General features: G+C 64.2%; 8 protein-coding genes and 2 pseudogenes. 3 read left to right on the top strand and 7 right to left on the bottom strand.

All coding sequences use genetic code 11. The features are described from left to right. Window positions 1-94: 94 nt before the first annotated feature. Window positions 95-298: a hypothetical protein gene (locus tag NMB96_RS21300; RefSeq protein ID WP_006450229.1), complete on the top strand. Its 204-nt coding sequence runs from the start codon at window positions 95-97 to the stop codon at window positions 296-298. A gap of 153 nt (window positions 299-451) precedes the next feature. On the opposite strand, the pseudogene NMB96_RS21295 reads toward NMB96_RS21300, so the two are convergent. Further along, window positions 452-657, bottom strand: a pseudogene (locus NMB96_RS21295) (hypothetical protein); the annotation flags it as partial. A 425-nt stretch (window positions 658-1,082) separates the two neighbouring features. Beyond that, window positions 1,083-1,997: a LysR family transcriptional regulator gene (locus tag NMB96_RS21290; protein WP_043889317.1), complete on the bottom strand. Its 915-nt coding sequence runs from the start codon at window positions 1,995-1,997 to the stop codon at window positions 1,083-1,085. A gap of 100 nt (window positions 1,998-2,097) precedes the next feature. Between NMB96_RS21290 and NMB96_RS21285 the strand changes: the two genes are divergently transcribed. Both NMB96_RS21285 and NMB96_RS21280 read left to right on the top strand, forming a co-directional pair. Beyond that, window positions 2,098-3,309 (top strand): MFS transporter, encoded by a 1,212-nt coding sequence (locus NMB96_RS21285; RefSeq protein ID WP_255085619.1) that lies wholly within the window; start codon window positions 2,098-2,100, stop codon window positions 3,307-3,309. 58 nt (window positions 3,310-3,367) lie between these two features. Continuing rightward, window positions 3,368-4,394 (top strand): annotated as a pseudogene (locus NMB96_RS21280) (aldo/keto reductase). A 97-nt stretch (window positions 4,395-4,491) separates the two neighbouring features. On the opposite strand, the gene NMB96_RS21275 reads toward NMB96_RS21280, so the two are convergent. From NMB96_RS21275 to NMB96_RS21255, 5 genes are all read right to left on the bottom strand, one after another. Continuing rightward, a complete protein-coding gene (locus NMB96_RS21275; protein WP_255085618.1) occupies window positions 4,492-5,085 on the bottom strand; it encodes a hypothetical protein in 594 nt (197 codons plus the stop codon). A 1-nt stretch (window position 5,086) separates the two neighbouring features. After that, on the bottom strand, window positions 5,087-6,907 hold the full coding sequence (locus tag NMB96_RS21270; RefSeq protein WP_255085617.1) for a S8 family serine peptidase: 1,821 nt from the start codon (window positions 6,905-6,907) through the stop codon (window positions 5,087-5,089). A 98-nt stretch (window positions 6,908-7,005) separates the two neighbouring features. Further along, entirely contained in the window at window positions 7,006-7,620 is a 615-nt protein-coding gene (locus tag NMB96_RS21265) for a hypothetical protein (protein ID WP_023904528.1), read from the bottom strand. A gap of 1 nt (window position 7,621) precedes the next feature. Continuing rightward, on the bottom strand, window positions 7,622-9,370 hold the full coding sequence (locus NMB96_RS21260) for a S8 family peptidase (protein ID WP_374728745.1): 1,749 nt from the start codon (window positions 9,368-9,370) through the stop codon (window positions 7,622-7,624). 921 nt (window positions 9,371-10,291) lie between these two features. Continuing rightward, complete coding sequence (locus NMB96_RS21255) at window positions 10,292-12,667, bottom strand: TonB-dependent receptor (RefSeq protein WP_023904525.1); 2,376 nt, start codon at window positions 12,665-12,667, stop codon at window positions 10,292-10,294.

Below are 12,667 nucleotides of genomic sequence, written 5' to 3'. Positions count from 1 at the left end.
TGCGCGCGCCGCTGAAGGGCAGGGCCGCCGGCGCTGATAGAGCGCTCACGCACTCGCCGTATCATGAGCGCCTGTTTCCGTGATCGTGTCGCCCATGCCCGCACAACGTTCGACCATCCCCGCGCCAACGAGTCCCGCCGACTGGAAGGCGATCGAAGCTGCCGCCAGCGCTGAACTGGCCCGACGCACCGAACAGGCGCATCAGCAGATCCTGGGATTGTTGACCACCCATGGGCATCTGCTCAGCGACGCGCAGCGGCGCGGATTGCACAAGCGTCTGTTGCGTGCCGGCCGCTAAGAGCGGCTAGTCAGGCCTCTGGCACGCTGCATCGATGGCCGCGAATGCTGGGCACACTCGCCTTTGTTGACGAATGAAGTGCAGAGATGTTGACGAATGAAGTGCAGAGATCAAGTACAGAGGTTTTAAGTCGCGGCGCCGTTTTAGCTGCGATCAAAAGCTTGGTTGGTCGAGTGCGCGGTGTCCTCGCCGCTCGCGGGACACGCCGCAAGTACGTCCATGTAGGCTCGGTGGCGGCATCCATGCCGCCACACGGTCCCGCAATCGGCGAGGACACCGCACCAGACAGTTTGCTGCCGCTTGAAAACATGCACACCGACCATCTCGACTGGTCCTTGCCCGCCCACCGTCGCGGGACCTTACGCGGCATGGATGCCGCGTAAGAGCCTACATGGACGTACTTGCGGCGTGTCCCGCGATGGTGGGCGGGCAAGGGCCCTGCAGCTAGGCCACAGATCATCATGCGGCATTGATGCCGTACAAGAACGTACTTGCGGCGTGTCCCGCGATGGTAGGCGGGCAAGGGCTCTGCAGCCAGGCCACAGATCATCATGCGGCATTGATGCCGTACAAGAACGTACTTGCGGCGTGTCCCGCGATGGTGGACGGGCAAGGGCCCTGCAGCAAACCCGCAAATCAGCCGCTCTACAACCAACCAATCCACACCGTTCGATCACCTCCCAAGGCGAGTGCAAGGCTGCGATTGTTGGAATGCATTCGGCCCTGCCAGCACACATCGATCCGCACGCAGCCAGCATTGGCCAGGCGGCCGCGGCGCTCGCGTTCAACCACCTGTCTCCCACGGCGGCACCTCGCCCAGGCGCTCCAGCAGAAACTCCACGAACGCGCGCACGCGCGGCGGTTGCAGCTGGCGTGCCGGCATCACCGCGCTGATCTGCGAGGTGGGCGGTGGGTAATCCGGCATCACTGCGACCAGGCTGCCGGCGCGCAGCTCATCGGCGATATGCCAGTACGAATGCAGCGCGATGCCCTGGCCGGCGAGCACCGCATCGCGGATCAGCTCGCCGAAGTTGCTCTCGAAGCGGCTCTGCATGCGCACCCGCACCAGGCCGCCTTCGGGCGTCTGCAGCGTCCAGACGTCCTGGCGGCCGTCGCGGCCCATCAACAGCACGCCGGCATGCCCGGCGAGATCGTCCGGCGTGCGCGGGGTACCGTGGCGGCGCAGATAGTCCGGCGAGGCGGCGAGGGTGCGGCGGTTGTCGGCGATGCGCCGCGCCACCAGCCCGGAGTCGTCCAACGTCCCGATGCGGATCGCCAGATCGAAGCCTTGCTTGACCAGATCCACCAGATCGTCGCTCAGGTGCGCACTGATGCGCACCCGTGGATGGCGGGCCTGGAACTCCGGCAGCAACGGCGAGACGTATTGCCGACCGAACGAGGCCGACAGCGTCACCCGCAAGGTGCCGCCGACATCGTGCGCACTCTCGCGCAGATCGTCGGCCAGCGCATCCAGATCTTCCACCAGCACGCGGCCGCGTTCGGCCAGTTGCTGGCCTTCTGCGGTGGGGTGCAGGCGGCGCGTGGTCCGGTGCAGCAGGCGCACGCCCAGATCGCGTTCGAGCCGTTTGAGGCGCTGGCTGGCCACGGCCACGGACAGATCCAGGCTTCGCGCGCCGGCGGTGATCGAGCCGGCGTCGAGCACGCGCAGGAACAGGGCGATGTCGCCGAGACGGTCCATACGATTCTCAATGTTGCGTTGATAGTGAATCTAGATAGTAGGGGTTTTTAAGAAAGACGCAGCGGCGCAGGCTGTGCGCAGTCCTCCTTGGCCCACCCCCATGTCCGCTTCCATGCGTTCTTCCCGTTTTCCTCCGGCGCTGCTCGCGCTGACCATCGGTGCGTTCGGCATCGGCACCACCGAGTTCGTGATCATGGGCTTGCTGCAGCAGGTGGCCACCGATCTGAATGTGTCGCTGACCGCCGCCGGCCTGTTGATCAGCGGATACGCGCTGGGCGTGTTCGTCGGCGCGCCGGTGCTGACCCTGGCCAGTGCGCGGCTACCGCGCAAGGCGGTGCTGGTCGGGCTGATGGCGATCTTCACCCTGGGCAACGTGGCCTGCGCGCTGGCGCCCGATTACGCCAGTCTGATGGCCGCACGCGTGCTGACCTCGCTCGCCCACGGCACCTTCTTCGGCGTGGGCGCGGTGGTGGCGACCTCGCTGGTGCCGGCCGACCGCCGCGCCTCGGCGATTTCGCTGATGTTTGCCGGTCTCACCGTCGCCACCTTGCTGGGCGTGCCGGCTGGCGCGTGGCTGGGGCTGCAGTTGGGCTGGCGCGCGACGTTTTGGGCAGTGACGGTGATCGGCGTGTTGGCCACGGCTGCGGTGGCGCTGTGGGTGCCGGCGGCTGCGGGCGCTGCCGTGCCGGTGCCGTGGCGGCAGGAAGTGGCGGTGCTGGCACGCGGTCAGGTGCTGCTGGCATTGGCGATGACGGTGATCGGCTATGCCGGTGTGTTTGCGGTGTTTACCTATATCCAGCCACTGCTGGTGGATGTCACCGGCTTCGCGCAGGCGGCGGTGTCGCCGGTGTTGTTGGTGTTCGGCATGGGCATGATCGTCGGCAATCTGCTGGGCGGTCGCCTGGCCGATCGGCGCCCCACCGCGACCTTGCTGGGCAGCCTGGCCGCTTTGGTGGTGGTGCTCGGTGCGATGGGCTTTTTCCTGCACAGCAAGATCGCCATGGTGATGTTCGTCGGCCTGTTGGGCGTGGCCGCGTTCGCCACCGTGGCGCCGCTGCAGTTGCGTGTGCTGGAGCATGCGCGCGGCGCCGGCCAGAACCTGGCCTCCAGCCTCAATATCGCCGCGTTCAATCTGGGCAATGCACTGGGTGCGTGGCTGGGCGGGCTGGTCATCGCCACGCGCGCCGGGCTGGTGGCGACGCCGTGGGTTGCCGCATTGCTCACCGCCGTCGGCTTGGGCATCGCGTTGTGGAGCGTGCATCTGCAGCGTCGTCAGGCGAACGCGCCAGCCGCTTGCGTGCAGGCGGGTTGATTCGCTCCTTCGATAGACCGGCACTGCGCGCGTTTCTTTCGATTTCCAGGAGCATGTAATGGACACACGTTTTCTCGGCCGTTCCGGTTTCAAGGTGCCGGTGCTTGGCCTGGGTGCCGGCACTTTTGGCGGCAAGGGGCCGCTGTTTTCCGCATGGGGCGACACCGATGTGGCGCAGGCACGGCGCATGATCGATCTGTGTCTGGAGGCAGGCATTAACCTGTTCGACACCGCCGATGTGTATTCCGATGGTGCTTCTGAGGACATCCTCGGTCAGGCACTGCAGGGCCGCCGCGATCAGGTGATCATCTCCACCAAGACCGGTTTGCGGTTAGGCGATGGGCCCAACGATGCAGGCGCTTCGCGCTTCCGGTTGTTGCGTGCAGTGGATGCTTCATTGCGACGCCTGCGCACCGACTATATCGACCTGCTGCAGCTGCATGCCTTCGATGCGATGACGCCGATGGAAGAGACCCTGTCCACGCTTGATGCGCTGGTGCGCGCCGGCAAGGTGCGTTATCTGGGCGCGTCCAACTATGCCGGCTGGCAGCTGATGAAGTCGTTGGCGGTGGCCGATGCGCAGGGCTGGAACCGCTTCGTCGCCAATCAGACCTATTACTCGCTGGCCGGGCGCGATTACGAATGGGAGCTGATGCCGCTGGGCATCGACCAGGGCATCGGTGCGGTGGTGTGGAGCCCGCTGGGCTGGGGCCGGCTGACCGGCAAACTGCGCCGCGGCCAACCGCTACCGGAACACAGCCCATGCCACTGCCGCCGCTGGCCCGGCGATCAGCGACGAACGCCTGTTCGATATCGTCGATGTGCTCGACGCCATTGCCGAAGAAACCGGCCGCAGCGTGCCGCAACTTGCCATCAATTGGCTGCTGCAACGGCCGACCGTGAGCACGGTGCTGATCGGTGCGCGCGACGAGGCGCAGCTGCGCCAGAACCTGGGCGCGGTCGGTTGGTCGCTGACACAGGAGCAGCGTGCGCGCCTGGATGCGGTGAGTGCGGTGGAACCGCCGTATCCGTACTACCCCTATTGGCGCGGGCACTTTGCCGAACGCAGCCCGCTGCCGGTGTAACCCGGGCTGCGCCATTGCACCACGCTGCAACCCGATCGCTGCAGCGTGGCCTGCGTCACCACAGCCGCTTCATAACGGCCGCATCATAAATGACGCATTACAACGGCCGTGCCGCCCGCGGAATCACCTCGGGCATGATCGCTCCCACGCCCTTGCTGCCCTGCAGCTGCCTGCAGTTGTTCAGCGCGGTAGCCACCGAGTCGTAGCCGATCATCGCGCTGCCATCGATGGCCGAGGCATAGACCAGTGTGCCACCGGTACGTGTGGCCAATGCACCGGCGATAGCGGGCGTGGTATTGAACAGTTTGATTGAGGAGCCTAGCAAGATCAGTTGGCCGCTGCGGGTTTCGAGCGCTGCGGCCACGCGCGGGGCTTGCCCGGCCGGAACCGCGGCGGCCGTGCGTGCGGCCGTGCCGGCATCGAGATAGATCGCGTAGCGGTCGAAGCGTGCAACCGGGGCGTCTGTGGTGGTTTGCGACGCCGGCACCGCACGTGCGGCGGTCGTTGCAGGCGCGCCATCGGCCAGCCTGACCACTGCGCCGGGAATCAGCCGGAAGCTGGTACGTCCTGCAGCGATGGTCGGCCCGGTCGCCGCAGCGTGCAGGCGTTTGCTGTCGACCAGCTGCGCCGATGCGGGAGCGCAGACGCCGGCTGCAACGACAACGAACAGAGTGAGCAAGGATGTCTTCATGTCAGTGACCCACCACGCGCATTTCGAATTCCTCCAGTTGTTCCTTGCCCTTGTCGGCGAGCATGTCGTCGACCTCCAGGGTCCAGCGCCCGGCCGAGGGTTCGTCCAGGAAGGCGTTGCTCGATGTCAGCCAGACCACGGTTCCATCGGGGGCCTGATCGAGTGTGGAAAACGGCGTCATCACCGTGCTGCGCGTGCCGCTGGGCGACACCAGCACCACGCGCAGGTGACTGGGGTCCTTATGGGTGGCCGAGAAATACAGTTGCACGCCTTCCACCTTGAAGGATTGGGTGATGTTGAGTGACAACCTGGCCGGTGCCGCGACACCCCCGATGGTGCTGCTGTTGCCTTCATACGCTTTCCAGCTGGTGTCCTGCTGGGCGGGCAGCGAGGTGAAGTGCATTGCACGTTCTACAGCCGCAGCGGCGTCGACCAGCCCGAAGCCATACCAGTTGCTGAAACGATGGCCCGCCGCATTGGTGACCCAACCCGGGTCGATCACGGTGCCGTTGTAGACGGCCTTGGGTTGAGCCGGGTCGACCTGAGTCGCGGTGGTGGCCAGGATGTATTTGACATCGCGCAGGGTCAGTTGCGGATTGGCGCCCAACATCAACGCCGCCACGCCCGCCACGGTGGGCGATGCCGCCGAGGTGCCGCTCATGCGCGCGGTGTAATTACACGATGCATCGATCTTGGAGCGGCTGCTGTCGAGCGCGTTCTGCATCTGACGGGTACGGTCACGGTTGTTGCCCGCTGCACAGCCGCTGAGGTCGGTGGTGACGATTGCGGCCTTATAGAAGCGCCGCAGCGGCAGAAGGTTGGTGAGCCCATAAGAGGGCCGGGCCGTTTCCGGGTGCGGATCGAAGGCGCGCTGAAACCCATACTCGCCACCCAGCCCGGAGACCCACAGCGCAGAGCCTGGAGATGAGTACGACGCCCGCACGCCATCGGCGTTGACGGCACCGGCCACGATCGTGGTCATCAGGTTGTTGAACTGGTCGGTGTTGGCCAGTGCGCAGCCGACACCGAGTTTGCGGGTCTGGTCTGCGCAGCGATCCACCGGATTGCCTTGTGCATCGTTCTCGATAAGGGCAAAGAAGTCATTGCCGGCGCCTTTGACATACACCCCGCCTTTCCCGCCGCGCTGCGCCTGCATCAGTCTTTCGAGCGACTGTTGTTCGTCGACTTCGGTGTAGGGATACGCGCGCGACGCACCGGCCCAACTGTTGTTGAACACCTCCATGGCGCGCCCTTCCGGCCCGTCGCCCCAGGCGTAGCGAATGTCGACGTACTGCTTGCTGCCATCCGTCTCTGCAATTGCATTGAAGCCAGCCAGCTTGGCCTCCGGCGCAACGCCACGTCCGCCGATCCCGTTCCACCCGCGCTCGGCAATGATGCCCGCCACGGCGGTGCCATGGTCGCTATCGATCTCGCTCGCTGGTGGCGTCGGGTCGTTGGAGCCGGTCAGGAAATTGCGCGAGCCGTTGGCGACAATATTGTCGACCAGGTCCGGGTGTGCGATCTCCAGGCCGCCATCGATCACCGCAACCTTGACGCCTGCGCCGCGGATGCCCAGCGCGTGCAGGATGTCGACATCCAGATCTACGCCCGCGACCGGCCTGCCATCGCCGAACACCGGCTGGCCTTGATTGCGCAGATGCCATTGATAACGGAACAGCGGGTCGTCGCCCTGTTTCGCCTTGGGAGAGGGCGGGGTAGTGGTAGCCGGCTGCGCCACGGCGGTGGCGGTACCTGCGCAGAGACACAGCGCCAATGCCACAGCCGAGCACAGCGCGGATCGCCTGGAAGCGGGAGTCATCATGAGGTCTCATCGGAAGGGGAAGGGAGGATGCGGCGCCGACACCGCGGACAGCGCCGTCATGCAACCAGGCCGCAGGCGTTTGCCTGCGGCCGTGGCACTCACATCGGTTGCATGACAGCCTGCATCACCACCAGCGATACCTGCGCGATGCCGCTGCTGCCTTGCACGGTTGGCAGCGCGCGTTGCGCCTGTTCGATGGATGCATAGGTGATCACCGCGCTGCCATCCACCTCGGAGGCATAGGCGATGGTTCCGCCGGAGCTGCCTGCCAGCGAGGTCGCGGTGGCTGGCGTGGTGCCGGTCAATTTCAGTTGCGGCCTGACCAGCACCACGCGTCCGGTGCGCTCGTTCACTGCCGCTGCCAACGTGCGTTCGGTGCCGGAGACGCCAGCGTTGCGCGCAGCGCCAGCGGTGGTGTCCAGCACTACGGCATACGGGCCGATGCGTGCGGCAACCTTGCCTGTGGCTACTGAAGAAGTAGCACTTGTGCGCGCCTTGCCGGACAAGGGCGCTGATCGTTCCGCATCGTCAGCCGGCAGGGTCTCGGCAACCACCGAGCCTGGCAGCATGCGGAACATGTCGGCTCCGGATTTGAAACGCTCGCCGGTGGCCGCGGCGCTGAGCGTATTGGCATCCATGTATTGCGCGGCTTGCGCCAGGCCGGACACTGCAACGCAACCGAGCAACAACGAAACAACAAGTGTGTTCTTCATGTCAGTGCCCCACGATGCGAAGTTTGAACGTCTTGAGTGCAGCAGTGGTCCTGGGCTCGCTCATGTCGGTGACTTCCAGCGTCCACACGCCCTGCGAGGTTTCGTCCAGAAACGCGTTGCTGGAAGTAAGGTCGATATAGAACCCGGTCTTGGCATAGACATCGGCATCCAGCGCCGAGAACGGCGTGAGCACATAGCTGCGTGTGCCACTGGGCGATACCAGCACCACCCGCAGGTTGCTGGGCGTCAGATGCGCGGTTTCCAGCGACAGTTGCACCGATTCGACCTTCATTGCCTGCTTGATGCGAATCCGCTGCATGGCCGGCCGCGCCGGCCCACCGATCTGGCTACCTGCATTGCCGGACTTGACCCAGCGTGTGTCGCGCATCGGCGGCAATGGCGTGAAGTTGCTGGCCTTGTAAACGGCCGCCGCCGCATCGGCCAACCCGAAGCCATACCAGTTACTGAAGCGATGCCCGGCGGCATTGGTGATCCAGCCCGGATCGATCACGCTGCCCTGATAGGCCACACGTGGTTGCCACGGATCGATCTGCCGCGCGGTGGTGGCCAGGATGTACTTGACGTCGCGCGCGCTCAGGCTGGAATTGGCACTGAGGATCAACGCGGCCACACCGGAGACGGTAGGCGCCGCTGCCGAGGTGCCATTCATGATGTCGCTGTAATTGCACGATGCATCGATCTTGGAAGCTCTACCGTCCAGCGCGTTCAATACCGCCGCGGGATTGTCGACGTTGTAGCCTGCCTGGCAGCCGCTCAGATCGGTGGAGACGATCGCCGGGTCGTAAGCGAACGGCGCGGTATCCGCCGGAAAGATCTGCGCTGCGTTGGGATAGAACTTGCGTTGTCGCCCGAACTCGCCACCCAGACCGGATACCCATAACGCAGAGCCCGACGACGAATACGAGGCGCGTTGTCCCTTGGCATTGACGCTGGCAACGACAATGGTGCCCGGCAGGTTGGCCAGCGGATCGATGTTGGCCAGAGCGCAGCCGACATTCAATGTGCGCGATAGCGCACTGCAGATGTTGACGGGCGTTCCGGTCTGGTCCGGCACGCGCAGGCGCCTGAAGCTGTTGCCCGCAGACTTGACGTAGATGCCGCCAAGACCGCCGCGGGTCGATCGCATCAAGGCTTCCCAGGACTGCTGATCCTCCACCGGAAAATCGAAGTAGATCGGCGCGACCATTCCCCAGCTATTGTTGAACACATCGATGTTGCGCGCCTCGGGTCCATCGCCCCACGCATAGCGCACGCTGGCATCGGAGGTGGACGACGCCCGCCCGAACAAATCGAAGCCGGCAAGCAGTGCTTCCGGTGCGACGCCGCGCCCACCGCGGCCGTTCCAGCCGACCGCACCGATGATGCCGGCCACCAACGTGCCATGCGCTTTCTCGGGATCGATGGGAGTTGTGTCGTGCGATCCGTCTTCGAAGTTGTGCGAGCCATTCGGCAGGATATTGTCGGTCAGATCTTCGTGGCGCAGTTCCAGACCGTCATCCACCACGCCAACCCGCACGCCGCGGCCGCGAATGTCGATGGCGTGCAGGAGATCCACATCCATATCCACGCCAGGGACCGGGCGGCTGTCGCCGATCACGGCCTGTCCCTGGTTGGAGATGTGCCATTGATAACGCAGCAGCGGGTCGCCTGCGTTGGCCCGGGCAGCGGTCGCCGGCTGTGCGGCAAACGCAGCGATTGGTGGGCTGCCGATCAGCACGGCGCCGATCAGCAGTGCGAGGTGTCGCCTGTGAAAAAGGTTCATTCCGTTTGATTCCGGTCAAAGGGTAGGCACGGTCAAAGCGACAGAGTTCCCCGTCCGGTCGATCAGGCGATCGGCCAGTGCAATTGCTTCAACACATTCGGGCCGTGCCTATCGAGCCCGAATCGGCAGAATCAGTAGACGTTGAAAAGTGAATTCACGCGGCAATGGCCGCGTTGAGGAAACCCGATCAGGCAACGCCGGAGGCACGTGCCTGGCAGTACGGGCAAGTCGTCAGTACCAGGTCGAGTTGAATGCAGCGTGCAAAAGGAAGAATGCCAACAGGCAGCAACAGGGTCCATGTCCGTGTATCCCGAAAGAGCCAGTGAAACGCATCCGTCCGAAACGCTGGATGGATGCGACCAGGTCGTCCGTCGGCTCCCCTGTGCGCGTCCGCGCAACCGACGCTGGCGATGCGCGTGCACCGGCAGCGATCCGATTAAAGACTGGCCAATCCTTGTTCGCAAGCCAGCCACCAGGTGAGATGCACGTGACCCGCTGCGCAGTTTATGCAAGGCATGCCGACTCACGCGCGCAATGCGAAGTTTTCGGCACGAGATTGGCCGCTATATTTTGCGATCTATCCGGAATCTATTGATAGAAAGCATCACGATGCGCGAATCTGCTTCGCATTTGGATTGATGCGCTACGCCGATCGCGAAGGTAATGCGCCCTGGTCGCAGCATGCACGCATCAGCTGCGTCGCTGCTGTCGTGCTTTATGAAGAACGGCCGCTGTTACCTGCGCCGCCATGCATGCATCAGGCACCGTTCAGCGCTGCGCACGTGCACGCACCTCCAACGTGACAACGTCAGTTGCCAGCAGGACGAACGCAGGCGCGGATGCCGCGCGTGGCGAGGCGTCAGCGCCTGCACTTCTCGATTGCACCACCTACCAGCGATACGCCACCGACATCTGGTACTGCCGCCCGGCAATCGGCCGGCCCATGAACACGCCGCCGGTCGCCGCGCCCTGCACGCGCACATTGCCTTCGGTCAGGCCCAGCGTGTCGGTGATATTGCTGCCGCTGGCAGTCACCTCCCAATGCTCGCCCACATGCAGGTTGGCGCCGATATCCACCATGTCGTAGGAGGGCAAGCGCTGGCTATTGGCCAGGTCCGCGAAGCGCTCGCCCACGTAGGAATAGGTGGCAAACAGCTTGAGATCGCCGAACGGCAACATCCAGTAATAGCTAGGCGTGATGCGGAACTGGCGCTTGGGCTGGCGCATCACCTGGTTGCCGGTGAAGTTCTGATAATCCCGGTACTTGGCATCCAGCCAGACGCCGGTACCGGCCAGCTCGAAACCGCCGAACGGGCGGACTGCCGCTTCCACTTCCATGCCGTAGGCGCGCGAATCGCCGACTGCAGTGAAGTTGGTGCCATCGGCCAGGAACGCTTGAAACGGCGAGTTCTTGAAGGTGTTGTAGAACGCGGTCAGGTATAGATCGTAGTTGCTGGCGCCGGACTTGAGGCCGAGTTCGTACTGATCCACTTCCTGTACGCGATTCTGGCCATCGCGCAGATTGTCGAAGCCGGGAAACTTCACCCCGGAGTTGACGCGCGCGAACAGGCTGTTGTGCTGATCGAGCGTGAAGTTCAAGCCCGCAGTCCACGAAAACGCTTCGTCGTCCTGATCGATGCGGCGGGTGCTGGCCAGTGCCAGCGAGGTGGCGTTGTCGTACAACGTGGCCGGATTGCCGTCCAGATCGACGCTGGCGGTATCGTGCACGTCGCCGGTCACGCTCTGGCGTTCGTAACGGGCACCCAGGTCCAGGCGCAAGCGCTCGTTGAGTTCCCATTCGTCGGCAACGAAGGCGGCGATGTTCTCGCCGTCGTAGTTCGCTTGCAGGTTGAAGAATGCGGTGCTGGTGAAACCCTGACGCGTGGCTTGTTGCCCATTGTCCAGAGCGAGATCGATACGCCGCGCGTTGTTCTGCGCGGTGAGCAACATGGTGTTGCCCAGATACCAGGTGTCGGCCGAGGAGTACTTGGCGTAGTAGGCGCCCACGGTGAGCGTATTGCCGGCAAACAGTTCGCGGCTCAGGCGCAAGTCGTTGGTGAAGGAGTTCAGGCGCTTGTCCACCGACCACCAGCCGGCTTCGAGCACCTGCTGATTCGGGTCGACCGCACCACCGCCGTTGGTGAAACTGCCGCTGCCGGTGGTGCCGTAGCTGGCGATGAAGTCGCTCAAGCGCTGCGGTGCGTCGCCAGTGAACAGCGCATAGGTCGGCGCGCTGCCGCTCATCACGTTGAAGCGATCGGCGATGGTCCAGGCGCCAGTTTCCCAATTCAATTCGCCGCCGAACACATCGATGTTGACGCCGCGTCCGTCGGCCAGATCGCGTCGGATGGTCTGTCCATTCGGCCCGACCAGCAGATCGACATTGCGGAAGTCGCGGCCGAGCAGGGTGCCGGTCTGCGCATTCAAGCCGGGGAAGCTGGACAGGTCGTTGCCGTTGTTGCGCGATAGCAGTGGAATGGCGGTATAGAAGGCGTTGTTGTCGTCGGTATGCCGCGCGTACAACGACACTTCGCCGCTGTCCCAGCGCTTGCTCAAGGTGGCGCTGAACTGGCCGCCCTTGTCGGCGGAAAACTGCGGGTCGCGCACGCCATCGGTCTCGCGGAAAAAACCGCCCACGCTGTAATACCAACCGTTGCCCATCGGCCCGCTGTTGAATACGTCGATGCGGCGCAGGTCGTTGTTGCCGCCGGTCAGGCGCACGCTGCCTTCGGGTTCGTCCTGGCCTTTTTTCTGGATGAAATTGACTGTCAGTCCCGGCTGCCCGTTGGAGAAGATCGGGCTGGAACCACCACGCAACACTTCCATGCGCTCGACCGTGTCGTCGACGCGGAACAAGGTGGAGTTTTCCAGAAACGACAAGGTCGGTGGCGGAAACAACGGCGAGCCATCCAGTTGCATCGTCACGAACGGTGCGTCGCCTTCGGAGGGCATGCCGCGCACGAAGATGTTGGCACCGGTGCCACCGCCACTGGGCTCGGCCCACACGCCCGGCACGATCTTCAACAGGTCCGCGGTGCTCTGCGGCACCGCCTGCTGAATCTGTTCTGCGCTGGCGGTGGTGATCGAAAAGCTGGCATCGCGCTTGGCCAGGCCCTTGAAGCGCGCTGTGCCGCTGACGATCACCGCATCCAATGTGGTGGCGTCGGTGCGCGGTTCTGCTGTCGAGGTTTGCGCATGCACAGCGGGCGCAAGCAGGGCGCCAATGGCAAGGGACAAGGCATAGCGGGGCATCGATGACGACAT

Source organism: Xanthomonas hortorum, from assembly GCF_024339125.1.
In the GTDB taxonomy this organism is placed as follows: Bacteria; Pseudomonadota; Gammaproteobacteria; order Xanthomonadales; family Xanthomonadaceae; genus Xanthomonas; species Xanthomonas hortorum.
Note: the sequence above shows the minus strand (reverse complement) of the source record. Positions and strands in the feature narration are given on the sequence as shown.